General features: G+C 71.3%; 24 protein-coding genes. 8 read left to right on the plus strand and 16 right to left on the minus strand.

From position 1 onward, the window contains the following. Positions 1 to 3: 3 nt before the first annotated feature. The 11 genes from BM028_RS02095 to iolC form a co-directional block, all read right to left on the minus strand. Positions 4 to 411 (minus strand): tautomerase family protein, encoded by a 408-nt coding sequence (locus BM028_RS02095; protein WP_092384264.1) that lies wholly within the window; start codon positions 409 to 411, stop codon positions 4 to 6. Positions 412 to 532: 121 nt separating this feature from the next. Further along, the gene (locus BM028_RS02100) at positions 533 to 1,750 is read right to left on the minus strand and encodes a Gfo/Idh/MocA family protein (RefSeq protein ID WP_070416742.1); all 1,218 of its coding nucleotides are present in this window, start codon (positions 1,748 to 1,750) and stop codon (positions 533 to 535) included. Beyond that, positions 1,747 to 2,859, minus strand: coding sequence for a transaldolase family protein (locus BM028_RS02105; RefSeq protein WP_092384266.1), 1,113 nt, complete (start codon positions 2,857 to 2,859; stop codon positions 1,747 to 1,749). Before BM028_RS02105 ends, BM028_RS02100 begins: the two co-directional genes overlap by 4 nt. After that, positions 2,856 to 3,725, minus strand: coding sequence for a sugar phosphate isomerase/epimerase family protein (locus BM028_RS02110; RefSeq protein WP_092384268.1), 870 nt, complete (start codon positions 3,723 to 3,725; stop codon positions 2,856 to 2,858). The genes BM028_RS02105 and BM028_RS02110 overlap by 4 nt, the downstream gene beginning before the upstream one ends. Positions 3,726 to 3,728: 3 nt before the next feature. Beyond that, entirely contained in the window at positions 3,729 to 4,760 is a 1,032-nt protein-coding gene (locus BM028_RS02115) for a Gfo/Idh/MocA family protein (RefSeq protein WP_070416745.1), read from the minus strand. Positions 4,761 to 4,780: 20 nt separating this feature from the next. Then, positions 4,781 to 5,707: a sugar phosphate isomerase/epimerase family protein gene (locus tag BM028_RS02120; RefSeq protein ID WP_070416746.1), complete on the minus strand. Its 927-nt coding sequence runs from the start codon at positions 5,705 to 5,707 to the stop codon at positions 4,781 to 4,783. A gap of 38 nt (positions 5,708 to 5,745) precedes the next feature. Beyond that, positions 5,746 to 7,626 carry a 3D-(3,5/4)-trihydroxycyclohexane-1,2-dione acylhydrolase (decyclizing) gene (gene iolD / locus BM028_RS02125; protein WP_175495991.1) on the minus strand — a complete coding sequence of 627 codons (1,881 nt, stop codon included), beginning with the start codon at positions 7,624 to 7,626 and terminating at the stop codon, positions 5,746 to 5,748. 17 nt (positions 7,627 to 7,643) lie between these two features. Continuing rightward, entirely contained in the window at positions 7,644 to 8,546 is a 903-nt protein-coding gene (gene iolB / locus BM028_RS02130; protein ID WP_070416747.1) for a 5-deoxy-glucuronate isomerase, read from the minus strand. Between the two features lie 6 nt (positions 8,547 to 8,552). Then, positions 8,553 to 10,064, minus strand: coding sequence for a CoA-acylating methylmalonate-semialdehyde dehydrogenase (locus tag BM028_RS02135; RefSeq protein ID WP_070416748.1), 1,512 nt, complete (start codon positions 10,062 to 10,064; stop codon positions 8,553 to 8,555). After that, a complete protein-coding gene (locus BM028_RS02140) occupies positions 10,061 to 11,092 on the minus strand; it encodes a class I fructose-bisphosphate aldolase (RefSeq protein WP_092384272.1) in 1,032 nt (343 codons plus the stop codon). The genes BM028_RS02135 and BM028_RS02140 overlap by 4 nt, the downstream gene beginning before the upstream one ends. Beyond that, entirely contained in the window at positions 11,085 to 12,038 is a 954-nt protein-coding gene (gene iolC / locus BM028_RS02145; RefSeq protein WP_441294437.1) for a 5-dehydro-2-deoxygluconokinase, read from the minus strand. The genes BM028_RS02140 and iolC overlap by 8 nt, the downstream gene beginning before the upstream one ends. Positions 12,039 to 12,211: 173 nt before the next feature. On the opposite strand from iolC, the gene rmuC reads away from it, so the two are divergent. Further along, entirely contained in the window at positions 12,212 to 13,474 is a 1,263-nt protein-coding gene (rmuC, locus tag BM028_RS02150; RefSeq protein ID WP_092384276.1) for a DNA recombination protein RmuC, read from the plus strand. 187 nt (positions 13,475 to 13,661) lie between these two features. Here the strand turns inward: rmuC and glpX are convergent, their stop codons facing one another. Continuing rightward, positions 13,662 to 14,651, minus strand: a complete 990-nt coding sequence (gene glpX, locus BM028_RS02155; protein WP_079238384.1) for a class II fructose-bisphosphatase — start codon at positions 14,649 to 14,651, stop codon at positions 13,662 to 13,664. A 160-nt stretch (positions 14,652 to 14,811) separates the two neighbouring features. Between glpX and fbaA the strand changes: the two genes are divergently transcribed. After that, positions 14,812 to 15,840 (plus strand): class II fructose-bisphosphate aldolase, encoded by a 1,029-nt coding sequence (fbaA, locus tag BM028_RS02160; RefSeq protein WP_070416752.1) that lies wholly within the window; start codon positions 14,812 to 14,814, stop codon positions 15,838 to 15,840. A gap of 94 nt (positions 15,841 to 15,934) precedes the next feature. After that, positions 15,935 to 17,194 carry a M18 family aminopeptidase gene (locus BM028_RS02165; protein WP_071302380.1) on the plus strand — a complete coding sequence of 420 codons (1,260 nt, stop codon included), beginning with the start codon at positions 15,935 to 15,937 and terminating at the stop codon, positions 17,192 to 17,194. A 23-nt stretch (positions 17,195 to 17,217) separates the two neighbouring features. Here the strand turns inward: BM028_RS02165 and BM028_RS02170 are convergent, their stop codons facing one another. Together BM028_RS02170 and BM028_RS02175 are read right to left on the minus strand one after the other, a co-directional pair. After that, complete coding sequence (locus BM028_RS02170; RefSeq protein WP_092384278.1) at positions 17,218 to 17,949, minus strand: DUF6264 family protein; 732 nt, start codon at positions 17,947 to 17,949, stop codon at positions 17,218 to 17,220. After that, complete coding sequence (locus BM028_RS02175) at positions 17,946 to 19,010, minus strand: 4-hydroxy-3-methylbut-2-enyl diphosphate reductase (protein WP_441294436.1); 1,065 nt, start codon at positions 19,008 to 19,010, stop codon at positions 17,946 to 17,948. The genes BM028_RS02170 and BM028_RS02175 overlap by 4 nt, the downstream gene beginning before the upstream one ends. Before the next feature lie 124 nt (positions 19,011 to 19,134). Between BM028_RS02175 and xseA the strand changes: the two genes are divergently transcribed. Next, complete coding sequence (gene xseA, locus BM028_RS02180) at positions 19,135 to 20,370, plus strand: exodeoxyribonuclease VII large subunit (protein ID WP_092384280.1); 1,236 nt, start codon at positions 19,135 to 19,137, stop codon at positions 20,368 to 20,370. Positions 20,371 to 20,422: 52 nt separating this feature from the next. Here xseA and BM028_RS02185 read toward each other — a convergent pair whose 3' ends face one another. Continuing rightward, positions 20,423 to 21,166, minus strand: a complete 744-nt coding sequence (locus tag BM028_RS02185; RefSeq protein WP_092384282.1) for an alpha/beta hydrolase — start codon at positions 21,164 to 21,166, stop codon at positions 20,423 to 20,425. 85 nt (positions 21,167 to 21,251) lie between these two features. Here BM028_RS02185 and BM028_RS02190 point away from each other — a divergent pair, with 85 nt between their 5' ends. The 4 genes from BM028_RS02190 (at position 21,252) to BM028_RS02205 (ending at position 24,335) form a co-directional block, all read left to right on the plus strand. After that, complete coding sequence (locus BM028_RS02190; RefSeq protein WP_022906010.1) at positions 21,252 to 21,497, plus strand: exodeoxyribonuclease VII small subunit; 246 nt, start codon at positions 21,252 to 21,254, stop codon at positions 21,495 to 21,497. Beyond that, a complete protein-coding gene (locus tag BM028_RS02195) occupies positions 21,494 to 22,132 on the plus strand; it encodes a DUF4245 domain-containing protein (RefSeq protein WP_092384284.1) in 639 nt (212 codons plus the stop codon). The genes BM028_RS02190 and BM028_RS02195 overlap by 4 nt, the downstream gene beginning before the upstream one ends. A gap of 68 nt (positions 22,133 to 22,200) precedes the next feature. Then, positions 22,201 to 22,815, plus strand: coding sequence for a carbonic anhydrase (locus tag BM028_RS02200; protein ID WP_070416758.1), 615 nt, complete (start codon positions 22,201 to 22,203; stop codon positions 22,813 to 22,815). Positions 22,816 to 22,934: 119 nt separating this feature from the next. Next, positions 22,935 to 24,335 carry a class II fumarate hydratase gene (locus tag BM028_RS02205; protein ID WP_092384906.1) on the plus strand — a complete coding sequence of 467 codons (1,401 nt, stop codon included), beginning with the start codon at positions 22,935 to 22,937 and terminating at the stop codon, positions 24,333 to 24,335. A 155-nt stretch (positions 24,336 to 24,490) separates the two neighbouring features. Here the strand turns inward: BM028_RS02205 and BM028_RS02210 are convergent, their stop codons facing one another. Next, entirely contained in the window at positions 24,491 to 25,852 is a 1,362-nt protein-coding gene (locus BM028_RS02210; RefSeq protein WP_175473660.1) for a PhoH family protein, read from the minus strand. Between the last annotated feature and the right edge of the window lie 180 nt (positions 25,853 to 26,032).

Below are 26,032 nucleotides of genomic sequence, written 5' to 3' on the forward strand. Positions count from 1 at the left end.
CGCTCAGGCGAACGAGGGGACCCCGAGTTCGCCCGTCACGTACTGCGCCCGGCCGAAGCCGAAGGACCAGTCCTCCGGCCCGTTCTCGACGTACCCGATGAAGACGTCCTCGGACGCGACACCGACCCCGGCAAGGCCGTCGTGGATCGCGCGGTAGAGCTCCTGCTTCGCGGCCTGGTCGCGCCCGCGCTGCGTGAAGACCTGGATCATCACGACGCCGTCGGTGCGCTCGAACCCGAGTCCGGCGTCCTCGGCGATGATCTGCTGCGCCGGGTGCTCGGTGACGACCTGGAACCGGTCGCGTGCGGGGATGCCGTACACGTCGACGATGGCGGTGTGGATCGCGTCGGCGACGGCACGCACGGCCTCGGGCGTGCGGCCGGTGGCGAGGTCGATACGGACGAGCGGCATGGTGCCTCCTGCGGGTCGATACTTTGTCCTGACAAACTAACATGGATTGCGACGGCAGGACGAGCAGACGGGAGGCGCGGTGCCAGCTGGCACCGCGCCTCCCGTCCGTCGGGTCGTGCGTCTAGAGCACGGGGGTCGCCGCCGCGTAGGTGAGCGGTCCGTCGACGCGCGCCACCTCGTGCCACGCCCCGTCGGCGAGCGACGCCTCCGCCGCTTCCACGATCGACGCAGCCGCCAGGCCGTCGGCGACCGACGGCGCGAGCTGCTCCCCGCGCCGGACGCTCGCGATGAACTGCGCGGCCTCGACGGTCTTCAGGTCGTCGTACCCCATGGCGGTGCCGGCGCCCGGCTGGAAGCGGGCGAACTCGCCGTCCCCCGCGGCCACGTAGTGGGTGGCGTAGCCGTCGACCTCTTGCCCGTCGAGGTAGACCTCGAGCTCGTTGAGGCGCTGGAAGTCCCACCGCACCGAGCCCTTCGTGCCGTACACCTCGAGCGTGTACTCGGCGTGCGGCCCCCGCATGACGCGGCTGGAGTCCATCGTGCCGACGGCGCCGTCCTCGAAGCGGAAGAGCAGGGCCGCGTAGTCCTCGTTCTCGACCGGCTTCCGCTCCCCCGTCGCGGCGGCGCTGCGGTCGACGATGCCAGCGCCGGGGAGCGGTCGGTCGACGATGAAGGTCTCCGCGAGCGCCGTCACGGACGAGATCCGGCCGACGACGTACTGCGCCAGGTCGAGCCCGTGCGAGAGCAGGTCGCCGAGGACGCCCGAGCCGGCACGCTCCCGCTCGAAGCGCCAGGTCAGCGGCGCCGCGGGGTCGGACGAGTAGTCGGCGAGGAGCGACCCGCGGACGTTCGTGATCCGGCCGAGGCGCCCGCTGCGGACGAGTTCGCGCGCCCGTTCGATCGCCGGGGCGTGCCGGTAGTTGAAGCCGACGCTCGTGATGACACCGGCGCGCTGCACGGCCTCGTGGATCTGTCGGGAGTCGCTGGCGTACCGGCCCATCGGCTTCTCGATCCAGAACGGCTTGCCCGCCTCGGCAGCGGCGACCGCCATCTCGCGGTGCAGGAAGTTCGGCGAGCAGATCGAGACGACGTCGACCTCGGGGTCGGCGAGGACCTCGTGGTAGTCGGCGACGGCCCGCTCGTAGCCCAGGCGGGTCACGGCCTGGTCGCGTGCAGCCTCGATCGGGTCGGCGGCGACGACGAGCCGGGGGTGCACGCCGAGCTCCGGGAAGTGGTCGGGCAGGGCGCGGTAGGCACGGGAGTGCAACCGGCCCATCCAGCCGACCGAGATGAGGCCGACACCGATGGTGGCAACGTCGGCGGACGCGGCTGCGCTCATGCTGCCGGCACGATGATGTCGCGGACCAGGGCGTCGAGCTTCGCGTCGGCGTCGAGGAACTGGCGCAGCGTGGTCACCGTGGCGCCGAAGCGGTCGAACTCGTCGATCGTCATGCCGTCGACGTCGTAGCCTCGGGCGAACTCCGGCGTGGCCGCACGCAGCGCGTCGATGACGTGCGCGGGGACCTCGTCGTGGATGGCGTCCGGACGGAACGGGAACGCGTTGTCGTTGATGTCCTTCGACCACTGGAACGGCGGCGACACGACGAGGTCACCACCCTGGAACTCCGACCACTGCATCGCGTTCCGGAAGGCGGCGACGAGCACGCGCGACCGGAAGCCGCGCTCCTGGAAGACCCGGTACGCGTGCTTCACCGCAGCGACACCGGCCCACTCGAGGATGCCGGGGTCGACCATCACGTGGTCGCGCTTGACGACGGTCTTCAGCCAGTCGTCGAAGCGGCCGGCCATCAGCGTGACGACGTGGCCGAACTCCTGCTCGGGCAGACCCTCGGCGGCACGGCGGTCGAGGGCGCGCTCGATGGCCTCGCCCACGGCGACGACCTGCGGCACGGTGAACGACACGGTCGCGTTGATCGAGACACCGCGGTACGCGGCCTCCTCGATCGCGGCGATGCCGACCTTGGTGGCGGGGATCTTCACGATGATGTTCGGCGCGAGCTGCGAGAACCGCACGGCCTGTTCGACGAGGGCGTCCCGGTCGCGGTGGAGACGCGGGTCGGTCTGCATGCTCAGCCGGCCGTTGCGGCCACCCGACGCCTCGAAGGCGGGCAACAGCTGCGCGGCCGCGGCGATCGAGAGCTCCTCGACGGCCTTCCAGCCGATCCAGGACTCCCCCGCGGTCGGGTGCTCGGCGGCGATCTCGCGGATGCGCGGGACCCAGGTGTCGGGGTCCTGCTGGATGCAGGTGTACGCGATCACCGGGTTGCAGGTCGCTCCGACGGCGCCGTACTCGTGGATCGCGGTGGACAGCTCGCGCGGATCGGCGGAGTCGTTCCACAGGGCGGTCACGGTCTGCGACGCAGCCTGCAGCGTGACGGGTCGGGCGTCGGTGCCGGTGGGCGTCGGGGTCTCGATGGTGGTCGTCATCGGTTCAGTCCCTTCGTGATCGTGTCGAGCTGGAAGCGGGAGACCTCGTCGGCGTTCTCGTCCTCGGCGAAGACGCTCGACACCGCGACGGTGTCCTCGCGCGCCGTGAAGCCGACTCGGTCGAGGGCGGCCCAGAAGGCGTCGAAGTCGACGTCCGCCTGCCCGACGGGGAGGTGCTGGTGCACGCGCACGGGGTTGCCCGGCGGGTTCGTGATGTAGCGGAGGCCGTGCGACCGTCGGTGGTCGTAGGCGTCGGCGACGTGGATCAGCTGCAGCGAGTCGCCCGCGGCGTCGATGATCTCGTCCATGTTGCCGCCGTAGTGGAAGGTGTGGCAGGCGACGTAGACGAACCCGACGTGCTTCGAGTTGAGGCCGCGGATGACCCGGAGGGCCTCGAGGCCGTCCTCGACGAAGTCGTCCGGGTGCGGGTCGATGAGCACGCGGAGTCCGGCGTCCTCGATGATCGGCAGGAGCTCCTCCATCGAGCGGTAGAAGGCGTCCTCGGACTCCTCGGGGAGTTCGGGGCGGCCGGAGAACTCGGTGTTGATCGTGTCGACGCCGAGGCGCTTCGTGATCTCGATGACCCGCTTCCACTTCGTCACCGCGGCCTCGCGGGCGTCACGGTCGGGCCCGGACCACCGGAGGACCGGCAGGACGGACGCGACCTCGACCCCGGCCTTCCGGCACGCGGCCGCGAACGCATCGACGAGGTCGTCGTCGGCCTTCGGGTGTCGGTAGAAGGGGATGAAGTCCTGGTGCGGGGTGAGCTGCAGGTACTCGTAGCCGAGGTCCGCGACCTTCTGCGGGAACTCCAGCAGCGACAGGTCGTGGTGGAACGGCGTCGGGTCGAGTGCGATCTTCGGCATCGATCAGGCCGTCTCGTAGAACGCCGGCTTCGCGGTGGCGTAGGCGACCTGCTCCAGCGCACCGGTCTGCTGCGCACGCACGGCCACCTCGGCGACGACGGACGCCGTGTAGCCGTCCCAGGCGCTCGGCCCGTCGATGCCGCCGGTCTTGGCGGCGTCGACCCAGCGCTGGACCTCCTCGTCGTAGGCGGCGCCGAAGCGCTCCACGAACGACGGGGTGACGCCCTGGCCGGACACGCCCTGCGACACGAGGTTCAGCGAGGTCTCGCGGCCGATGTAGGCGACACCCGACTCGAACACCGCGTCGGTCGTGACCTGGTAGCCGAACTGGGCGTTGACGTTGATCTCGACGATCGCCATCGTGCCCGACTCGGTGGTGAACAGGACGAACTGCGGCTCGGGCAGGTCGGCCGGTGCGAGGGAGTTCTTGCGCGGCTTCTTCACCTCGACGGCGACGATCGGCTCCCCCGTGATGAACGGGATGATGTCGATCTCGTGGATCACCGAGTCGTGGATGAGCATCGACTCGCTGAAGTTCGGCGGGGTCGTCGGGTTGCGGTGCGCGTGGTGCAGCGCGAGCAGGGCACCGTTCGAGCCGGACTCCCGCAGCGCACGGAGCTCCTGGTAGCCCTTGTCGAACCGGCGCATGAAGCCGACCTGGATCTTCGGGCGCTCGGACGTCGCCTGCTCGAGCTCGACGATCCGCAGGGAGTCCGCGGCCGACGTCGTGAGCGGCTTCTCGCAGAGGACGGCGAGGCCACGCTCGATGGCGGGCACGAGGACGGGCTCGTGCAGGAAGCCCGGGGTCGCGACGATGACCGCGTCGATCGGGGTGGCCTCGAGTGCGTCCTCGAACGACGACGCGGTGATCGCACCCGGGGCCTTCGCCGCGGCCGCGGTGGCCCGGGCTGTGTCGGGGTCGACGATCGCGACGACGTCGGCGCCGGCGATGGTCGACGTGATGCGACGCACGTGGTCGCTGCCCATCGCGCCCGCTCCGACGACGGCGACGCGGAGGTTCTCGGTGGTGCTCATGCTGGGTTCTCCTGGGGGTGTCAGAGGGCGCGGGCGGCGGCGGTCGAGCCGAAGATGTGCTGGAACGTGCGCTCGGCGATCGGGCCGGGAGCGTCGACGGAGCAGCCGTACATGTCCTGCTCGACGATGCCGAAGATGTCCGGGTTGATCTTCGCGACGGCCTCGATGATGGGCGCGAGCTCCGGGGTGCCGTGCGGCGGCTCGGTCATGATCCCCTGCGCCACCGCGGTGGCGAACGGGACGTCGTTCTTCAGGACGTCCGGGAGCAGGTCGGTGTCGACCTGCTTGAGGTGCAGGTAGCCGACGCGCTCGGGGTGCTCGGCGATGAGCTTCAGGTTGTCGCCGCCGTAGTACGCGAAGTGACCGGTGTCGAGGCAGAGGTTCGTGTACGCCGGGTCCGTCTCGGACAGGAAGCGCACGGTCTCCGTGTAGGTGCCGACGTGGCTGTCCGCGTGCGTGTGGAACTGCTGGTGCACGCCGAACTCCTCGAGCAGCGCCTTGCCGAGCTGGTCGTGGCCCTTGCCGAGGCGCTCCCACTGCTCATCCGTCAGCGTGCGCGACTCGAGCACCTCTTCCGTGGCGTCCGAGCGCCAGAGGTCCGGGATGGTCACGAGGTGCTCGGCGCCGAGCGCGGCGGCGAGACCGGCGACCTTGACGGCCTGGTCCCAGGCGCGTTGGAACTGGTCGTCGCCCTTGTGGAACCCGGTGAAGACGGTGCCGGCTGACAGCTGGAGCCCGCGGGACTCCAGTTCGTCGCGCAGCCGCGAGGGGTCGGTGGGCAGGTACCCGTACGGCCCGAGCTCGATCCACTTGTAGCCGGCCGCGGTCGCCTCGTCGAGGAAGCGCTGCCACGGGACCTGCTTCGGGTCGTCGGGGAACCAGACGCCCCACGAGTCGGGGGCGGTGCCGATCCGGATGGCGTCGGTGGCGGTGGCGGTGTCGGTCATGACGTCGTCGTCTGCTTTCTGCGTGTGGTGGAAGGTGTTCAGCCGAGCAGGGGACGCTGCGCGGCGACCTGCTGCTCGTACGCGGTGCGGGCCTGCTGGGTGCTCGGCAGCGTGGAGGTCTGGGCGACCGGGACGTCCCACCAGCCGTCACCCTCGGGGGCGTAGACGAGCGGGTCCGAGTGGACGTGCACGAGCGTGGTGTGGTCGTTCGCCTTCGCCTGACGCACCGCGGACTTGAGGTCCTCGATCGCGTTCGGCCCGGGCTGCACCTCGATGACGTCGACGCCGTACGAGCGTGCGTTGGCGGCGAGGTCGACGGGCAGCACGTCGTCGCCCTCGAACGAGCCGGTCTCGTCGAGGTAGCGGTACTTCGTGCCGTACCGCTCGGACCCGACCGTCTCGGACAGGTGCCCGATGGACGCGTACCCGTTGTTCTGGATGAGGACCACCACGATCTTGATGCCCTCGGCCACGGCCGTGACGAGCTCGGTGTGCAGCATGAGGTAGCTGCCGTCGCCGACCATGACGATCGCGTCGCGGTCCGGCGCCGCACGGCGGACGCCGATGCCCCCGGCGATCTCGTAGCCCATGCACGAGAACGCGTACTCGACGTGGTAGCCGAGGGCGTCCCGCACCCGCCAGAGCTTGTGCAGGTCGCCCGGCAGCGATCCGGCAGCCTGGATGACGACGTCGCGCGGGTCGGCGGCGGACTGCACCGCGCCGATGATCTCGGACTGACCGGGCACGGCCAGGCCGGACGGTGCGAAGGCCTGGTCGACCACGGCGTCCCACTCCTGCTTCCGCTGCGCGATCTCGGCCGCGTACCCGGCGTCCACCGAGAACGCGGCGAGGTGCTCGGCGAGCGCGACGAGCGTCTCGCGCGCATCCGCGACGATCGGCAACTGCGACCCGTGCTTGTAGGCGTCGAACGCGGCGACGTTGACGTTGACGAACGTGACGTCCGGGTTCTGGAACGCCGTCCGGGAGGCCGTCGTGAAGTCGCTGTACCGCGTGCCGATCCCGATGACGACGTCGGCCTGCGCGGCGATCGCGTTCGCCGCGGCGGTACCGGTCGCGCCGATGCCACCGAGGTACTGCGGGTGGTCCCAGACGAGCGACCCGCCGCCGGCCTGCGACGTGCCGACCGGGATGCCGGTGGCCTCGACGAACGCCGCGAGTTCCTGCTCCGCACCGGAGTACAGCACGCCACCGCCGGCGACGATGACGGGACGCTTCGCCGCCCGGATCGCCGCGACCGCACGCGCCAGCGGCCCGTGCTCGGGCAGCGGCCGGCGGATGTGCCACTCACGCGGCTGCAGGAAGGCGACGGGGACGTCGAGCTGCTCGGCCTGGACGTCCTCGGGCAGGGCGATGGTCACGGCGCCGGTCTCGGCCGGGTCGGTGAGCACCCGCATCGCCGCGAGCGCGATCGAGAACAGCTGCTCCGGACGCTCGACGCGGTCGAAGTACCGGGACAGCGGACGGAACGCGTCGGTCACCTGCAGCGAGGTGTCGTGCGGCAGCTCGATCTGCTGGAGCACCGGGTCGGTCGTGCGCGTGGCGAAGGTGTCCGACGGCAGCAGCAGTGCGGGCAGCCGGTTGGTCGTCGCGAGCGCCGCGGCGGTGAGCATGTTCGCGGCACCCGGGCCGACCGACGCCGTCGCGGCGAAGGTGGCACGGCGGCGGTGCATGCGGGCGAAGCCGACGGCCTCGTGCACCATCGCCTGCTCGTTGCGGGCCTGGTGGTACGGCAGCAGGCCGGGCTGCTCGACGTGGAGCTGCTTGATGGCCTGGCCGACGCCGGCGACGTTGCCGTGCCCGAAGATGCCGAAGATCCCCGGGATGGTGCGTTCGCGGACGTCACCGTCGACGGTCCACTGGTTGGCCAGGAACTCGACGAGTGCCTGGCCGACGGTCATCCTCCGCGTGTTGGTGGTCACGCGAGCTTCCTTTCGTAGGGCAGGCGCGGGTCGATCGACTCGGATTCCCACACCTGGCGGACCCAGCCGTGCGCCGGGTCGTCGGTGATGTTCCAGACGCGTTCCGGGTCGGGCCCGGCCATCACGTTGAGGTAGTACATGTCGTAGCCCGGCGCCGCGACGGCGGGACCGTGCCAGCCGTACGGCACGAGGGCGATGTCGCCGGTGCGCACCTGCCGGAACTCGTCGATCGCGCGGTCGTCGGACGCGTAGGTCCGGTGCAGTGCGAACGGGTCGGCGGTGCTCGGTGCGGAGACCCCGCGCGCGACGGCGGACTCGTAGTAGTAGATCTCCTCGAGGTTCGACTCCTCGCCGGGCACGGACGTGTCGTGCTTGTGCGGCGGGTACGACGACCAGTTGCCGGCCGGCGTGATCACCTCGCACACGATGAACCTGTCCGCGTCGAGCGCCGCCGGGGTGCCGAAGTTGTGCACCTGCCGGCTGGACTGTCCGGCACCGCGGAGCTCGACCGGCACGTCCTGCCGGGCCACGTACGTCGTCGGCTTGACGGTGTCGGTGGGTGCTTCGGCGACCGCGAGCCGACCGGTGCCGGTGATCCGCGCCTCCGTTCCCGAACCGAGGTACAGGACGTCGGTCGGTCCGTCGAACACGCTCGAACGCCCGTCGAGGGCCTGGTCGCCGTTCCCGGCGGCACCCGCGTACGTGACGCGGAACGATCCGGCGAGCGGCACGACGATGCGCTCCACGGCGTCGGCCTGGAGGCGCAGCTCGCCCCCGTCGGTCAGCGCGCCGGTCCGCAGACCGGTGTGCGCCCACCCCGCGACACGGCCGTCGATCACGTCCGTCCAGCCCGCCTCGGGGCGGGAGCCGGCGGGGTTGAACCAGTTGTCGGTCGTCACGAGCGCTCAGCCGTTCGACGGGAAGCCGAGGTTGATGCCGCCGTGCGACGGGTCGAGCCAGCGGCTCGTGATCGCCTTCTGGCGGGTGAAGAAGCTCACGCCGTCGGCGCCGTACGCCTTGTGGTCGCCGAACAGCGAGTTCTTCCAGCCACCGAACGAGTAGTACGCGACGGGGACGGGGATCGGCACGTTGATGCCGATCATGCCGACCTGCACGTCGCGCTGGAAGCGACGGGCAGCGCCCCCGTCGTTGGTGAAGATGGCGGTGCCGTTGCCGTACGCCCCGCTGTTGATGAGCTCGAGGCCCTCCTCGTAGGAGGCGACGCGGACGACGCTGAGCACCGGGCCGAAGATCTCCTCGGTGTAGACGCGGCTCGTGGTGGGGACCCGGTCGATGAGCGTCGGGCCCAGCCAGAAGCCGTTCTCGTCGCCGTCGGGTCGGACGGTGCGGCCGTCCACCACAACCACCGCACCGTCCTGCTCTGCGACCTCGATGTACGAGGCGACCTTGTCACGGTGCTGCTTCGTGACGAGCGGGCCCATGTCGCACCCGCGACGACCGTCGCCGATGCGCAGGGTCGCCGCGCGCTCCGTGATCTTCTCGATGAGCTCGTCGGCCACCGGCTCGACGGCGACGACGACCGAGATCGCCATGCAGCGCTCACCCGCGGAGCCGAAGCCCGCGTTGATGGCGTTGTCCGCGACGAGGTCGAGGTCCGCGTCCGGCAGCACGAGCATGTGGTTCTTCGCGCCGCCGAGGGCCTGCACGCGCTTGCCGTGCTTCGTGCCCGTCTCGTAGACGTACTGCGCGATCGGGGTCGACCCGACGAAGGAGATCGACTCGACGTCGGGGCTGGTGAGGAGCCCGTCGACGCTCAGCTTGTCGCCGTTCAGGACCGTGAAGACACCGTCGGGCAGTCCGGCCTCCTTGAACTTCTCGGCGAGCCAGATCGCGGCGCTCGGGTCCTTCTCGCTCGGCTTCAGCACGACGGTGTTGCCCGCGGCGATCGCGATCGGCAGGAACCACAGCGGCACCATGGCGGGGAAGTTGAACGGGCTGATGATGCCGACCACACCGAGCGGCTGACGGATCGAGTACACGTCGATGCCGGTCGACACCTGGTCGCTGAACTCACCCTTGAGCAGGCTCGGGATGTTCGTCGCCAGCTCGACGACCTCTTGCCCGCGGGCGATCTCGCCGAGGGCGTCGTCGATGACCTTGCCGTGCTCGCTCGTGATGATCTCGGCGAGCTCCGCCTTGTCGCGGTTGAGGACCTCGCGGAAGGAGAACAGGATCTGCTGGCGCTTCGACAGCGACAGGTTGCTCCACGCCGGGAACGCCGCCTTCGCACTCGCGATCGCCGCCTGGATCTCCTCCTCGTTCGCGAGGGCGACCTGCTTCGTCGCGACCCCGAGCGCCGGGTCGTACACCGGGGCCGTGTTGCCGGAGGTCGACGCGACGCGTGCCCCGTCGATCCAGTGCCCGATGGTCGTGGTGGCGGTCTCGGTGGTGGTCATGCGTTGCTTCCTTCCGGGATGGACGAGTCCATGGTGGTGGCGCCCGCGAGCCGAGCGGCTGGGTCGTGGGATTCTGTGGAGAACCCGGCCCGGGCCTCCTGGGTGTGGACGGACCCCCCGGACGCGCCTTCAGGCGCCTCTTGGGTGTGGACGAGCCCGGCGGCCACGTCCACGGCTGCGGCGACGTCGCCGTCCGGCGGGTAGAGCAGCGTGCGGCCGACGACCAGGCCGCGCACCCCGGGGAGTGCCAGCGCGTCGGCCCACTTGGCGTAGGTCTCGAGCGGGCGGGTCGACGGGTCCCCGCCGAGCAGCAGGGTCGGCAGCGTCGTCGCGGCCATCACCCGTTCCATGTCGTCCACGACCGGGATCTTGAGCCAGCTGTACGCGCTCGACTCCCCCAGTCCCGCGGCGATCGCCATCGAGGTGATCACGGCGTCGGCGGTCAGGTCGTTGACGACCCGGCCGTCCTGCCACGCCGACATGAACGGTTCGAGCATGATCGGCAGCCGGAGCGCGGCCGCCTCGCTGACCGCCCGGGCCGTCGCCTCGAGGGTCGGGGCGGTGCCCGAGTCCTCCAGGGCGATGCGCACCAGGAGCTTGGCGAAGTCCAGCCCCGAGTCCTTGATGGCCTGCGCCGAGTACGCCGTGTAGCGGTCGTCCATCTCGAACGTCGCGCCCCGGAGGCCACCGCGGTTCATCGAGCCGACCACGACCTTGTCGTCGAGGGCGCCGAGGAGTGCGAGGTCCTCGAGGATGTCCGGCGTGCCGAGCACCCCGTCCACCCCGGGGCGTCCGAGCGCCGTGACGAGCCGCTCGAGCAGGTCGTACCGGTCGGCCATGGCGGACTCGTCGTTCCGGACGGCCAGCGCTCCTCGCGCCGGGTGGTCCGCGGCCACGATGAAGAGCTTGCCGTCGTCGGCGAGCAGGGAGCGCTTGCGGCGGGCGTCGAGCGCGGCCCGCACGAGCTCGGGCTGCCCGGCGCGGACGTCCCGCAGCCGCGCGAAGTCGGCAGTGCTGATCTCAGGCATTGACGGCCTCCTCCGTGGGGTTGTCCTGCAGGAACTGCTCGATCTCGTCGCTCGTCGGCATCGCGGTCGAGCACTCGAACCGGGTCGCGACGATCGCGCCGGCGGCGTTGCAGAACGCGAGGGTCCGCTCGAGCCCCCAGCCCTGCAGCAGTCCGTGGGTGAGTGCCCCGCCGAAGCCGTCGCCCGATCCGAGGCCGTTGACGACGTCGATGTGGTGCGGGCGGAACTCGACGAACTCGTCGCGGGTCTTGGCGAGGACGCCCTTCGGCCCCTGCTTGACGATGGCGATCTCGACCCCGCGCTCGAGCAGGGCGTCGGCGGCGCGGACGGGGTCGGTCTCACCGACGGCGACCTCGCACTCCTCGCGGTTGCCCACGGCCACGGTCGCGTGTTCGAGGGCGACGGCGACCTCGCGCGTCGCGGCCTCGGGCGACGACCAGAACATGGACCGGTAATCGAGGTCGAGCACGGTGTGCCGGGCGGTCGGGGACGCGGCGGCACTGCGCGCTTCGTACGCCACCTGGTGGGCCTGGCGGCTCGGCTCCTCGCTGAGGCCGGTGACCGTCGTCCAGAAGATCTTCGCCCGCTCGATCTCGTGCAGCGGCAGGGACTTCGCCGTGATCATGAGGTCCGGGGCCTTGGGTGCCCGGTAGAAGTACAGCGGGAAGTCGTCCGGCGGGAAGATCTCGCAGAACGCGACGGGGGTGTTCAGCCCCTCGACCGTCTCGACGAAGGCGTTCGCGACACCGAACTCCGGCAGGGTCCTGGCGATGTAGCGGCCGAACGGGTCGTTGCCCGTGCGGGTGATGACCGCCGCGTCGGCTCCGTGCCGGGCTGCCGCGATCGCGACGTTCGTGGCGCTGCCGCCGACGGACTTCGAGAACGTCGAGACGTCTTCGAGCGGCCCCGTCTGCTGCGGGTAGATGTCGACGCTCACACGTCCCATCGTGATCACGTCGTACGCGTGGGGAGCTGGGTTCGTCATGCGACGCGGGGGACCTTCCGTGCGGCTTCATCGGCGGACGATCACGACTGTACACCTTGTTTGCCCTAATGTCATGACATGGATTCGGGCGGCCCAGGAGGCGCGGTGTCGGTGGGTCCTGCCAAGGTCGCGACATGCAGATCCTCGCCCTGGTCATCGGTCTCGTGATCGGCGTCGCCGTCGGTGCGGTCGTCGCCTGGTCGCTCGCGCGGTCCCGCGCCGGCGTGGACGCGGCCACGTCCCGCGCCAGCGCCGAGGCGCTCCGGTCGCGCCTCGACGAGGTCCGTCGCGACGCCGAGGAACGGCTCGACGCGCAGGACGCGCAGTACCGGCGGCAGGTCGACTCGCTCGAACGCCGGGCTGCCGAACTCGAGCACCTCGTCCAGCGCATGCACGGCGCCGACGCCGCCCGGACCCAGGGCGAGTCGAAGGTGCTCTCCGCGCTCAGCCCGGTCGCCCAGACGCTCGACGTCATGCGCGCCAAGATCGCCGAGCTCGAACAGTCCCGCAGCGAGCAGTACGGGGCCCTCTCCGCACAGCTGCGCTCCGCTGCCGAATCCGAGGAACGGCTGCGCGCCACCGCCGACACGCTGGCCAGCGCCCTGTCGTCGAACAGCACGCGCGGCGTCTGGGGCGAGACCCAGCTGCGCAACGTGGTCGAGGCCGCGGGACTCCTCGAGCGCGTCGACTTCGACGTGCAGTCCTCCGTCACCACGACCGCCGGCACCACACGCCCCGACATGGTCGTGCACCTGCCGGGTGGCAAGACCATCGCCGTCGACGCCAAGGTCCCGTTCAGCGCCTACCTGCAGGCTGCCGAGATCCCGGCGACCGCGACCGGCGCCGAAGGAGCCCGGCGCGATGCGCTCATCGGGCAGCACGTCAAGGCACTGCGGGCGCACGTCGACGCCCTCGCCGCGCGGGAGTACTGGACCGGCTACGACGCGTCACCCGAGCTCACCGTGGCGTTCATCCCGTCGGAGTCGCTCATCTCGAGCGCCCTCGCCGCCGACCCCGGGCTGCTCGACCACGCGTTCCGCAAGCGCATCGCACTCGCGTCGCCGGTGACGCTGTGGTCGGTGCTGAAGACCGTGGCGTTCTCGTGGCAGCAGGACGTCGTCTCACAAGAGGCGCACGAGCTCTTCCGGGTCTCCCGCGAGCTCTACGGTCGCCTGGCCACCATGGCCGGACACGTCGACAAGCTCGGGCGGTCGATCCGGGGCTCCGTGGTCGACTACAACCGGTTCGTGGGGTCGCTCGAACGGCAGGTCCTGCCGAGTGCCCGGCGGCTGTCACTCCTCGACGAGTCGAAGGTCATCGCGGACCCGGCGACGATCACCGACGAGCCGAGGCTGCTCACCGCGCCGGAGCTCGTCGGCGCCCTCGACGACGACTGAGCGCGCGCTCCGGCGCGCTGGCGCCGCCCCGCCCCGCTTCGCCCGGCGCCGCCCCGCCCCGTCCCGCCCCGCACAACGAAAGTCCGTCCGAACCACGCGGGAACGTGGTTCGGACGGACTTCGGTTGTGCGAACGCGATGTGCGCCGCGCCGCCGCGCAGCGCCGGCCGCGCCGCGGCGTCAGCGGATCAGAACCACTTCTCCGCGCGGTGGTCCGCCTGGATGCGACGGATCGTGTTCGAGCGGGACCGCAGCACGAGCGAGTCCGTGTGGATGACGCCGCGCGACCGGCGGACACCGTCCACGAGCACGCCGTCGGTGACACCCGTGGCGACGAAGAACGTGTTGTCGCCCGTGACCAGGTCGTCCTGGTCGAGGACCTTGTCGAGATCGTGTCCGGCGGCGATCGCCTTCTCGCGCTCCTCGTCGTCCTTCGGCTGGAGCTTGCCGAGGATCACACCACCGAGCGCCTTGATCGCGCACGCGGTGATGATGCCCTCCGGGGTGCCGCCGACACCGACGCACATGTCGATCGTCGATCCGGGCAGCGCCGCCGCGATGCCACCGGCGACGTCACCGTCGAGCAGCAGACGGGTGCCGGCACCGGTCGCACGGATCGCCCGGATGAGTTCGTCGTGGCGGGGACGGTCGAGGACGGCGATCTGCATGTCCTCGAGGTCCTTGCCCTTCGCCTTCGCGAGCGCACGGATGTTGTCACCGATGGGCTTCTCGAGGTCGAGGACGCCGCGACCCTCGGGGCCGGCGGCGATCTTGTCCATGTAGAACACGGCGGACGGGTCGTACATCGAGCCGCGGTCCGAGACGGCCATCACCGAGATCGCGTTCTGGCGACCCGCGGCGGTCAGCGAGGTGCCGTCGATCGGGTCCACGGCGATGTCGCAGGCCGGGCCGTGCCCGTTGCCGACGTGCTCGCCGTTGTAGAGCATCGGGGCGTTGTCCTTCTCGCCCTCGCCGATGACGACCACGCCGTCGAAGTTCACCGTGCCGAGGAACTTGCGCATCGCGTCGACGGCGGCACCGTCCGCGAGGTTCTTCTCACCACGCCCGACCCACGGCTGCGCACGGATCGCCGCGGCCTCCGTCGCACGCACGAGCTCGAGCGCCAGGTTGCGGTCGGGCTGGAGGAACAGGGAGCCGGTTTCCGTCGTGGGAGTCACGACCGCCAGCCTACCGACCGGCAGCCGACCGACGGTCCGGACAACGGGCCCGTGGACGCATGTGCACGCCGGGCGCGGGCCGACCGCGTAACCCGCACCGCGCCTCCAGTCCGGCTGACTACGATCGGCGAGGACACCACCGAAGTCGAAGGAGATCCACGTGCCCATCGCAACGCCGGAACAGTACGCCGAGATGATCGAACGAGCGAAGGCCGGCAAGTTCGCGTACCCCGCCGTCAACGTGTCGTCGTCACAGACGATCAACGCGGTCCTCCAGGGCCTCGCCGAGGCGGGCTCGGACGGCATCCTCCAGGTGACCACGGGTGGCGCCGACTACTTCGCGGGCCACACCGTCAAGAACCGCGCCGCCGGTGCCCTCGCGATGGCGAAGTTCGCCCACGAGGTCGCGAAGAACTACGACATCACCGTCGCGCTGCACACCGACCACTGCCCGAAGGACGCCCTCGACGGCTTCGTCCTGCCGCTCATCGCAGCGAGCGAGGAAGAGGTCCGCGCCGGCCGCAACCCGATCTTCCAGTCGCACATGTGGGACGGCTCGGCCGTGCCGCTCGACGAGAACATCGAGATCGCCAAGACCATGATCGAGAAGACGCGGAACATCAACGCGATCCTCGAGGTCGAGATCGGCGTCGTCGGCGGCGAAGAGGACGGCGTCGAGCACGAGGGCACGAACGACGCCCTGTACACGACCCCGAACGACGTCGAGAAGGTGGTCGACGCACTCGGCCTGGGCGACAAGGGCCGCTGGATCGCCGCGCTCACGTTCGGCAACGTGCACGGCGTCTACAAGCCGGGCAACGTCAAGCTCCGCCCCGAGCTCCTCGGCGAGATCCAGGCCTCGGTCGCGGCCAAGCACGGCACCGGCGAGAACCCCCTCGACCTCGTCTTCCACGGTGGCTCCGGCTCGACCGACGACGAGATCCACGAGGCCGTCCGCAACGGCGTCATCAAGATGAACATCGACACGGACACGCAGTACGCGTTCACGCGCTCGATCGCCGACTCGATGTTCCGGAACTACGAGGGCGTCCTGAAGATCGACGGCGAGGTCGGCAACAAGAAGCAGTACGACCCGCGCGCCTGGGGCAAGGTCGCCGAGACCGCGATGGCGGCTCGCGTCGGCGAGGCCGCGAAGGTGCTCGGCTCGGCCGGCCACACCAAGGGCTGACACCCCGAGCAACAGCCTGGAGGAACGGGGCGCGTCCGACGGACGCGCCCCGTTCTGCGTCCGGTCACCTCCACCGTCGTGCCACGATGGTCGAGTGACCGCCGACGCCATCGCCTCCGACTTCGCCCAGTTCGTCACCGAGTCCCCCACCGCGTTCCACGCGGCAGCGGCCGCCCGGGACCGCCTCGTCGCCGCGGGGTTCGAGGAGCTCGACGAGCTCGGCGCCTGGCCGACGACGCCCGGCGCCTACGTGGTGGTCCGTGACGGTGCCGTCATCGCCTGGCGTCTGCCGTCCGGGGCCACCCCGACCACCCCGTTCCGGATCCTCGGCGCCCACACCGACTCCCCCGGGTTCCGCATCAAGCCGAACCCCGGCGTGCGCACCGGCGGCTGGGAGCAGCTGAACGTCGAGGTCTACGGCGGCGCGCTCCTCTCCACGTGGTTCGACCGCGACCTCCGCATCGCCGGCCGGGTCGTCGACGCGGACGGGACGGTCCGTCTGGTGTCCACCGACGCCGTCGCCCGCATCCCGAACCTCGCGATCCACCTCGACCGCGGCGTGAACGACGGCAAGGAGATCGACCGCCAGCGCCACACCCTGCCGATCGTCGGGGTCGACGGCGACACGGGCGGGACGGACGTGGTGTCGTGGCTGCGCGCCCGGCTCGGCGACGGTGCCGTGTCGTGGGACCTCTTCCTCGCCGACACCCAGGTGCCGGCCCGGATCGGCATCGACCGCGAGTTCCTCGCCTCGGGCCGGATGGACAACCTGACGAGCGTGCACGCCGGACTCCGCGGCATCGTCGAGGCCCCGGCCGACGGCGACCACATCCCCGTGTTCGCGGCGTTCGACCACGAGGAGATCGGGTCCTCGACCCCGTCCGGTGCCGGCGGTCCCTTCCTCGAGGACGTCCTCGGTCGCGTGCAGGAGGGCCTCGGCGCCACCCGTTCCGAAGCCGCGCGGGCGTTCCGTGCCTCGTGGCTGCTGTCGAGCGACGCCGGGCACCTCGTGCACCCGAACCAGCCGGAGAAGCACGACCCCACGAACCGCCCGCGTCCGGGAGCGGGCCCGCTCCTGAAGATCAGCGCGAACCAGCGCTACATGACCGAGGCGAAGGGCGAGGCCGTCTGGGCCACCGCGTGTGCTGCCGCGGGCGTGCCGTGGCAGCCCTTCGTCAACGTGAACACCATCCCGGGCGGCTCGACCATCGGCCCGATCGCGGCGACCCGGCTCGGGATCCCGACGATCGACATCGGCGTCGGGCTGCTGTCGATGCACTCGATCCGCGAGCTCGTGCACGTCGACGACCTCGCGTCCCTGCACGGCGCCGTCGCCGCGTTCCTGGCCGGCTGACGCGGGAGCGCCCGGCGGGCGGGTCAGCCGCCGGCGGCCATCCGCTGCACGTACGCCGTGAACGCCGGGTCCTGGAAGAGCACGACCATCACCGGCACGATGCCGAGCACCGACGCGACGACACCGCCCACGAGCGGGACCCAGAACGTCCAGCGCCGGGCACGGAGCCGTCGGATCGACCACCAGGCCACGAGCACGAACACCACGACGAGCACGACCGCCCGCACGAGCACGGCGGTCGACAGCGCCGCCGGGTCGGACAGCTCGGTGTACTGGCGCTCGACGAGGGTCCGGATGGTCGAGGCGGTCGTGCCGACGGCGAGGGACTCGACGACCGACCAGAGCCCGATCACGAGCAGCCCGACCGTCAGGACGAAGTCGATCGGGGTGCGGCCGAAGCGTCCGGCGAGGGGTGTCGGGCGAGCCGTCCCGCCGTCGGTCGCCGGGCCGGGCCGCTGGGCGCCGGCACGGGGATCGCGGTCGCGAGCGGGGTGGTCGCGGGTCTCGCGTTCGCCTGCGGCTCGGGAGCGCTCCTCGTGCTCGAGGCGCTCCTGTTCGACGAGCACCGGGTTCACCCAACCGTCGGGCGCGTACTCGCCGTACTGCGGTGCCGGACGGCCGTGGACGCGACCGTGCGCGTCACCGTCGGCCGACGGGGCGGGGGTGCGCCGCGCCTCCTGGCCGAGGGAGGGATCGACGACCTGACCCGGCTCGCGGGCGGGCACCGCGGACCAGCCGTCCGTGCCCCCGCTCACCGGCGACGCCCGCCGAGTGCGCGCGTCGGGTTGCCCGACGCGTCCGTGCGGAGTTCCTTCGGCAGCGAGAACATGAGGTCCTCGTGCGCCGTGACGACTTCTTCCACCGTGGCGTAGCCGGCGTCCGCGAGCTGGTCGAGGACCTCGGTGACGAGCTCTTCCGGCACGCTGGCGCCGCTCGTGACGCCGACGGTGCCGACTCCGGTGAGCCAGTCCTGCTGGATCTCGGCGGCGTAGTCGACGCGGTGTGCGGCCTTCGCGCCGTGCTCCAGCGCGACCTCGACCAGGCGGACGCTGTTCGAGGAGTTCGCCGAGCCGACCACGATCACGAGGTCGGCTCCGGGGGCGACCTTCTTGATCGCGACCTGGCGGTTCTGGGTGGCGTAGCAGATGTCGTCGGAGGGCGGGTCCTCGATCGTGGGGAACTTCTCGCGCAGGAGCCGGACGGTCTCCATCGTCTCGTCGACGCTCAGCGTGGTCTGCGAGAGCCAGACGAGGTTCTCGGGGTCGGGGACCTCGAGCGCGGCGACGTCGTCCGGTCCGTTGACCAGGATCGTGCGGTCGGGTGCGTGGCCCATGGTGCCCTCGACCTCTTCGTGGCCGGCGTGCCCGATGAGGATGATGGTGCGGTCGGCCTTCGCGAAGCGCGTCGCCTCCCTGTGGACCTTCGTGACGAGCGGGCACGTTGCGTCGATGGCGTGCAGGTCGCGGTCGGCGGCGCCCGCCACCACGGCCGGTGAGACGCCGTGCGCGCTGAAGACCACGTGCGAACCGCGCGGGACCTCGGCGACGTCGTCGACGAAGACCGCTCCCCGCTGCTCGAGCGTCGACACGACGTGGACGTTGTGGACGATCTGCTTGCGGACGTACACGGGCTCGCCGTACTGCTCGAGCGCCTTCTCGACCGCGACCACGGCGCGGTCGACGCCCGCGCAGTACCCGCGGGGGGCGGCGAGCAGGACCTTCTTCGTACCGGCGACCGGTTCGTCCCGCAGGCGGCCGCGCGCCGCGAGGACCCGCGGCGGGGCGAGCGGGACCGTGTGGCCGTTGGTGATCGTCACGTCCCCGATGATAGGTGAGCGGGACGCGCGCGGGCTGAGCGCGCACGGACCTGTGGACAACCCGTCCGGAGCGCGCTGTCACCGGTCTCGGGCAGCATGGACGTCCCGCGTGGAAGGAACGACATTGGCGATCGAACAGGGTCCCCCGACGGCTGACGACCCGTGGCCCGTCGCGCTGCTCGGCGCGAAGCTCCGCGACTGGATCGACCGGCTCGGCACCGCTTGGGTCGAGGGCGAGATCACCCAGTGGAACGTCGCGGGCGGCAACGTCTACGGCAAGCTCAAGGACGTCGACGTCGACGCCACCGTGTCGTTCTCGATCTGGTCGAGCGTGCGCTCCCGGGTCCCCGCGGACATCAAGCAGGGCGACCGGGTCGTCGCGGCCGTCAAACCGAACTACTGGGTCAAGGGCGGCTCGCTGACGATGCAGGTCGTCGAGATGAAGCACGTCGGACTCGGCGACCTGCTCGAGCGGCTCGAACGCCTGCGCCGCACCCTCGCCGAGGAAGGGTTGTTCGACCCGTCCCGGAAGAAGCGCCTGCCCTTCCTGCCGCACCGGATCGGGCTGATCACCGGCAATGACTCCGACGCCGAGAAGGACGTCAAGCGCAACGCCCAGCTCCGGTGGCCGCAGGTCGAGTTTCGGACGGTCCACACGGCCGTGCAGGGCGAGCGCGCCGTGAGCGAGGTCACCGCGGCGATCCTCGAGCTCGACGCCGACCCGACCGTCGACGTCATCATCGTGGCCCGCGGCGGCGGCGACTTCCAGAACCTGCTCGGCTTCAGCGACGAGGGACTCGTCCGTGCCGCGGCCGCTGCGAGCACCCCGATCGTCTCGGCGATCGGGCACGAGGCCGACCGGCCGATCCTCGACGAGGTCGCCGACCTCCGTGCCTCCACCCCGACCGACGCGGCCAAGCGCGTGGTGCCCGACGTCGCCGAGGAACTCGCCAACGTCCGGCAGGCGCGGGCACGACTCGGGCTCCGGTTGTCGCACACCCTCTCGGTCGAGGCGGACCGGATCGCGGCCCTGCGCTCCCGCCCCGCCCTGGCGTCCACCGCCTGGCTCGTCGACACCCGCGCGGAAGAGGTGGCGCGCGACCTCTCCCGCGCCCGTGAACTCCTCGACCGCCGGCTCGAACGCTCCCACTCCGAGGTCGGGCACCTCACCGCCCGGCTCCGGGCGCTGTCCCCGCGGGACACCCTGCGGCGCGGCTACGCGATCGTGCAGACGGCCGACGGCGGCGTGGTGCGGGGCTCGGAGGACCTCAGCGGTGCGACGCCCGTGCACGTGACGCTCGGCGCGGGCACCGCCACCGGGACGCTCGAGCCGGACGGTCCCGGTCCGGACGGGGCCTGACCCCGGTCGACGTCGCGGCGGGTGTCGCGGCGGGTGTCGCGGCGGCGAGGGGTCACCACCCGCGATCGCGCAGCCAGGCCTCGGCGACGTCCGGCCACGCGGCAGCGGTCCCGGTACCCTCGGCGAGCCCGATCCCGTGCGCGCCACGCTCGAACACGTGCAGTTCGAACGGCACCGCCCGGCGCGCGAGTGCCTCCCCGTAGCGCAGCGAGTGCGTGACGTGGACGGCCGGGTCCTCGGCGGTGTGCCAGAGGAACGTCGGCGGGGTAGCGCCGTCGACCATGAGCTCCGTGTCGAGCGCCCCCAGCGCCCACACCGTCGCACCCGTGCCGAGCAGGTTGTCCGCGCTCCCCCGGTGTTGGTGGTCGGTCATCGAGACCACCGGGTAGCAGAGCAGTGCGAGGTCGGGTCGGTCGTCCACGTCCGACACGGCGCGTTCGTCGGGCGTCGGCGCGTTCGAGACGAGGGCAGCGAGGTGGCCACCCGCGGACGAGCCGACCAGCAGGACGCGTGGAGCGGACGGGAGGCCCGGGTACCGTCCGGCGCGCAGGTCGCGCAGGAGCGTCCTGGTCGCCACCACGGCGTCGGGGTGCCGGTGCGGGGCGACCGGGTACGCGAAGACCACGGCGGAGATGCCGATCGTGTTGAGCCACCGGGCGTAGCCCTCCCCCTCGTGGGCGGCGTGGCCGTGGTACCCGCCGCCGGGCAGGACGAGGGCAACGTCGGGTCGCGCGTCCGCGGGGTCCGGGGCGGTCGGGGCCGGGTACCAGGTCGCGCCGTCGGGGAGGTCCGTCATGCCCCCAGACCCTACGCGGCCGGGAGTTGTCCACGGGTTCGTCCCCGCGGGCGGCACGTCGGTGGGCGCTCGGTAGGATCGAGGGGTGTCATCCCAGCAGGAACCCGAGCAGCCCGACGTCCGGTCGCTGAGCTACGAAGCGGCGCGCGACGAACTCGTGCGCGTCGTCGCCGAGCTCGAACAGGGATCGGCCACGCTCGAACGCTCGCTGTCCCTGTGGGAACGGGGCGAGTCCCTGGCCGCCCGGTGCGAAGAGTGGCTCGTCGGCGCCCGGGCCCGGCTCGACGCCGCACGCGCCGCGTCCGAGTCCGAGGACGGCGCAGCGCGATGACCGACGCCGACGGCCGCCCGATCGTCGCCGAGCTGGGCCGCCCCGAGACACCGGAGGAGACCTGGGCGCGCAAGGACGCTGCCCGCACCGCCCGGCGGCAGCACCAGACCGCGTTCAACCTCGTGCTCGCACTCATCGCGTCGCTCGGCATCGTGCTGTTCCTCGTCGCGGTCGTCGTGCGTCCGGACAACACGATCGGCGACCGGACGGTCGACTACCGCCAGGTGGCCTCGCAGGCCCAGGTGCCGGGCGTCACGCTCGCCGCGCCCGCGTTGCCGGGGGACTTCTCGTCCAACCGTGCCGACTACCAGGACAAGACGTCCGACGGGGTGAGCGTCTGGACCGTCGGCCTGCTCACGCCGGACAAGCAGTACATCGGCCTGCAGCAGGGCATCGACGCGAACGCGACCTGGGTGTCGAACCAGCTCGACCAGCACGCCGCCACGGGCACCCGCACGATCGCCGGGACGAAGTGGACGGTGTACGACCGTCGGGCCGAGGGCGACGACGCGGGCAACCAGGCGTACTCGCTCGTGTCGACGTTCGACCAGGGCACCGTCGTCCTGTCCGGCACCGCCGACGACACCTCCTTCCGGACCGTCGCGACCGCCGTCAGCAAGCAGTTCGCGAACTGACGAGCCAAGACCCGCCGCAGCAGCAGCACGACCACGACCCGAACCACCCGAAGCACCCGAGGAGCCCCATGCCCGACCGCGCCGCCTCCACCCCGTCCGACGCCCTCCGACTCCTCGTCGAGGGCAACGCCCGCTTCGCCGCCGACAAGCGCCGCACCGGCCGGATCGACCCGGACCGCCGCTCGGAGCTCGCCGGGTCGCAGGCACCGTTCGCCACCGTCCTCGGCTGCTCGGACTCCCGCGTGCCGTTCGAGCACGTGTTCGACGCCGGCATCGGGGACCTCTTCGCCATCCGCAACGCCGGCCAGATCGTCGACGACGTCGTGCTCGGATCGATCGAGTTCGCCGTCGTCGCGCTCGGCACGCCGCTCGTGGTCGTCCTCCGGCACACCAAGTGCGGTGCCGTCGCGGCCGCCCGCTCCGGCGAGCCCGTCCCCGCCCCGCACCTGCAGGCCCTCGTCGACGCCATCGCCCCGAGCGTCGAGCGCGTCCGCACCACCGACGCCGACGTCCCGCAGGAATCCGTCGGCGCCGCCCACCTCGAAGCCACGCTCCGTCAGGTGATCGAACGCTCCGGCGCCGTCTCGGACGCGATCGCCGAGGGTAGATTGGCCGTCGTCGGCGCGACCTACGACCTCACCACGGGCGAGGTCGCCGTCGACACCGTCGTGGGCCAGGCCTGACCGACCGCCACGACGACCCGTCCCGGACACCATCGGGACACCCACCAGCCGGCGCGACCGCGGCCGGCGAGCACCCCAGGAAGGACCACGACGACGTGACCGACACCACCCCGACCACCGTGACCGACAGCTCCGGCGAGTACCGCATCGAGCACGACACCATGGGCGAGGTCCGGGTGCCGGTGTCCGCGCTCTACCGGGCGCAGACGCAGCGCGCGGTGGAGAACTTCCCGATCTCCGGGAGCGGGCTCGAGTCGGCCCAGATCGTCGCCCTCGCCCGGATCAAGCGGGCGGCCGCGATCGTCAACGGTGAGCTCGGCATCGTCGACCCGACCCTGGCCGCTGCCGTGGTCGAGGCGGCGGACACCATCATCGGTGGCGCCCACCACGACCAGTTCCCCGTCGACGTCTACCAGACCGGCAGCGGGACCTCGTCGAACATGAACATGAACGAGGTCCTCGCGACCCTCGCGTCCGAGGTCGCCGGTGCCCCGGTGCACCCGAACGACCACGTGAACGCCTCGCAGTCCTCGAACGACGTGTTCCCGACGTCGGTGCACGTCGCCGTGACCGAGGCCCTCATCCGCACGCTCGTCCCGGCGCTCGAGCACCTCGCCGAGTCGCTCGAGGCGAAGGCCACGCTCTGGGCCGACGCGGTGAAGTCCGGCCGCACGCACCTCATGGACGCCACGCCCGTCACCCTCGGGCAGGAGTTCGGCGGCTACGCGCGCCAGGTCCGTCTCGGCATCGAGCGGGTGAACGCGACGCTCCCCCGCGTTGCCGAGGTCCCGCTCGGCGGCACGGCCGTCGGTACCGGGATCAACACCCCGAAGGGCTTCCCGCAGCGGGTCATCGCCCAGCTCGCCAGCGACACGGGGCTGCCCGTCACCGAGGCACTCGACCACTTCGAGGCGCAGGGCGCCCGGGACGCCCTGGTCGAGGCGTCCGGGGCGCTCAAGGTCATCGCGGTCAGCCTGACGAAGATCAACAACGACCTCCGGTGGATGGGCTCGGGGCCGAACACCGGCCTGGGCGAACTGCACATCCCGGACCTCCAGCCCGGCTCGTCGATCATGCCCGGCAAGGTCAACCCCGTCATCCCCGAGGCCACGCTCATGGTCGCCGCACGGGTGATCGGCAACGACGCCACCATCGCGTGGGCGGGCGCCTCCGGTGCGTTCGAGCTGAACGTCGCGATCCCCGTGATGGGCACCGCGCTGCTCGAGTCGATCCGCCTGCTCGCGAACAGCTCGCGGGTGCTCGCCGACAAGACGATCGACGGGCTCGAGGCGAACCTCGACCGGGCCCGCGCGTTCGCCGAGTCCTCGCCGTCCATCGTCACCCCGCTCAACCGCGTGATCGGGTACGAGGCGGCGGCGAAGGTCGCGAAGTTCGCGGTGCAGGAAGGCGTCACCGTGCGCGAGGCCGTGATCGCCCTCGGCCACGTCGAGCGGGGCGAGGTCACCGAGGAGCAGCTCGACAGCGCCCTCGACGTGCTCAGCATGACGCACCCGAACTGACCCACCCCGTCACGGACAGGAGGCGCGGTGCCAGCTGGCACCGCGCCTCCTGTCCGTCGGGTTGTTCGGAACCACGAAACCGACATCGAACCAGCATCCAGGGCCGGTTCGACGTCGGTTTCGTGGTTCGACGCGCAGCGTGCCGCGCGCCGCCGCTAGACCAGGTCGGGCGAGTCGAGCATCTCCGTGACCAGCGCCGCGATCGCGGACCGCTCCGAGCGCGTCAGCGTCACGTGCGCGAACAGCGGGTGCCCCTTGAGCCGCTCGATCACCGAGGCGACCCCGTCGTGCCGACCGACCCGCAGGTTGTCGCGCTGCGCCACGTCGTGCGTGAGGACCACCCGCGAGTTCTGCCCGATGCGGGACAGCATCGTGAGCAGCACGTTCCGCTCGAGCGACTGCGCCTCGTCCACGATCACGAACGCGTCGTGCAGGGAGCGTCCGCGGATGTGCGTCAGCGGGAGCACCTCGAGCATGCCCCGCTCGACGACCTCGTCGAGGACGTTGTCGGAGACCAGGGCGCCGAGCGTGTCGTACACCGCCTGTGCCCACGGGTTCATCTTCTCGGACGCGTCGCCCGGCAGGTACCCGAGCTCCTGGCCGCCCACCGCGTAGAGCGGCCGGAACACCATGATCTTCTTGTGCTGCTGGCGTTCGAGGACGGCCTCGAGACCGGCGCAGAGCGCGAGCGCCGACTTGCCCGTGCCGGCGCTGCCGCCGAGCGAGACGATGCCGATCTCCGGGTCGAGCAGGGCGTCGATCGCCAGCCGCTGTTCGGCGGAGCGCCCGCGGAGGCCGAAGACCTCGCGGTCGCCACGCACCAGCGCCACCGCACCGGCGGTGTGCACCCGGCCGAGGGCCGAGCCGCGCTCGGAGTGGATGACGACGCCGGTGTTGACCGGGACGCCGTCGAGCTGCGACGAGCGGATCTCCTCCTTCTCGTAGAGGTCGGACATCTGCTCGCCGGACACCTGCAGGTCGGCGATGCCCGTGTACCCGGAGTCGACCGCGAGCTCGGCGCGGTACTCCTCGGCCGCCATGCCGATCGAGGACGCCTTGACGCGCAGCGGCAGGTCCTTCGACACGACGACCACGTCGAGTCCGTCGTTCTTGAGGTTCGAGGCGACCGCGAGGATCCGCGAGTCGTTGTCGCCGAGCTGCAGCCCGGACGGGAGGACGGACTGGTTCGAGTGGTTCAGCTCGACCCGGAACGAGCCGCCGTCGCCGATCGCGATCGGGAAGTCGAGCCGCTCGTGCTCGATCCGGAGCTCGTCGAGGAGCCGGAGTGCCTGCCGGGCGAAGTACCCGATCTCCGGGTCGTTGCGCTTGGACTCCAGTTCGCTGACGACCACGACGGGCAGGACCACCGCGTGCTCCGCGAAGCGGAACAGTGCCCGCGGATCGCTGAGGAGCACCGAGGTGTCGAGCACGTACGTGCGCTGGGCGACCGATGTGGACGAGTCCGCGGTGTGCTGCTGCTGTGTTCCGCGAGAGACGTTCTGAGAGGTCACGACCACTCCATCCCCGGGCCGCGCTCGGCCCGGTCCATGTCCTCGAACGCGGCCGTGGAGCGGGTCTGCGAAGCACCGACTGTGGCCGCTTCGATCGGGCGCGGTGCCCGATGGGGACAAGCTACGTCCGACCCCCGACACGGCACCAGCGACACGCGGTTCCCCGAGTTACGGTCACGTGAACAA

The sequence above is a fragment of the Curtobacterium sp. YR515 genome (assembly GCF_900113095.1).
Taxonomy (GTDB): Bacteria; Actinomycetota; Actinomycetes; order Actinomycetales; family Microbacteriaceae; genus Curtobacterium.

Excerpts from the sequence above, each read along its gene's own strand:
- BM028_RS02095 (WP_092384264.1), bottom strand. The coding sequence starts at position 411 with ATGCCGCTCGTCCGTATCGACCTCGCCACCGGCCGCACGCCCGAGGCC.
- BM028_RS02100 (WP_070416742.1), bottom strand. The coding sequence starts at position 1,750 with ATGAGCGCAGCCGCGTCCGCCGACGTTGCCACCATCGGTGTCGGCCTC.
- BM028_RS02105 (WP_092384266.1), bottom strand. The coding sequence starts at position 2,859 with ATGACGACCACCATCGAGACCCCGACGCCCACCGGCACCGACGCCCGA.
- BM028_RS02110 (WP_092384268.1), bottom strand. The coding sequence starts at position 3,725 with ATGCCGAAGATCGCACTCGACCCGACGCCGTTCCACCACGACCTGTCG.
- BM028_RS02115 (WP_070416745.1), bottom strand. The coding sequence starts at position 4,760 with ATGAGCACCACCGAGAACCTCCGCGTCGCCGTCGTCGGAGCGGGCGCG.
- BM028_RS02120 (WP_070416746.1), bottom strand. The coding sequence starts at position 5,707 with ATGACCGACACCGCCACCGCCACCGACGCCATCCGGATCGGCACCGCC.
- iolD (WP_175495991.1), bottom strand. The coding sequence starts at position 7,626 with ATGACCGTCGGCCAGGCACTCGTCGAGTTCCTGGCCAACCAGTGGACC.
- BM028_RS02135 (WP_070416748.1), bottom strand. The coding sequence starts at position 10,064 with ATGACCACCACCGAGACCGCCACCACGACCATCGGGCACTGGATCGAC.
- BM028_RS02140 (WP_092384272.1), bottom strand. The coding sequence starts at position 11,092 with ATGCCTGAGATCAGCACTGCCGACTTCGCGCGGCTGCGGGACGTCCGC.
- iolC (WP_441294437.1), bottom strand. The coding sequence starts at position 12,038 with ATGGGACGTGTGAGCGTCGACATCTACCCGCAGCAGACGGGGCCGCTC.
- rmuC (WP_092384276.1), top strand. The coding sequence starts at position 12,212 with ATGCAGATCCTCGCCCTGGTCATCGGTCTCGTGATCGGCGTCGCCGTC.
- BM028_RS02185 (WP_092384282.1), bottom strand. The coding sequence starts at position 21,166 with ATGACGGACCTCCCCGACGGCGCGACCTGGTACCCGGCCCCGACCGCC.
- BM028_RS02195 (WP_092384284.1), top strand. The coding sequence starts at position 21,494 with ATGACCGACGCCGACGGCCGCCCGATCGTCGCCGAGCTGGGCCGCCCC.
- BM028_RS02200 (WP_070416758.1), top strand. The coding sequence starts at position 22,201 with ATGCCCGACCGCGCCGCCTCCACCCCGTCCGACGCCCTCCGACTCCTC.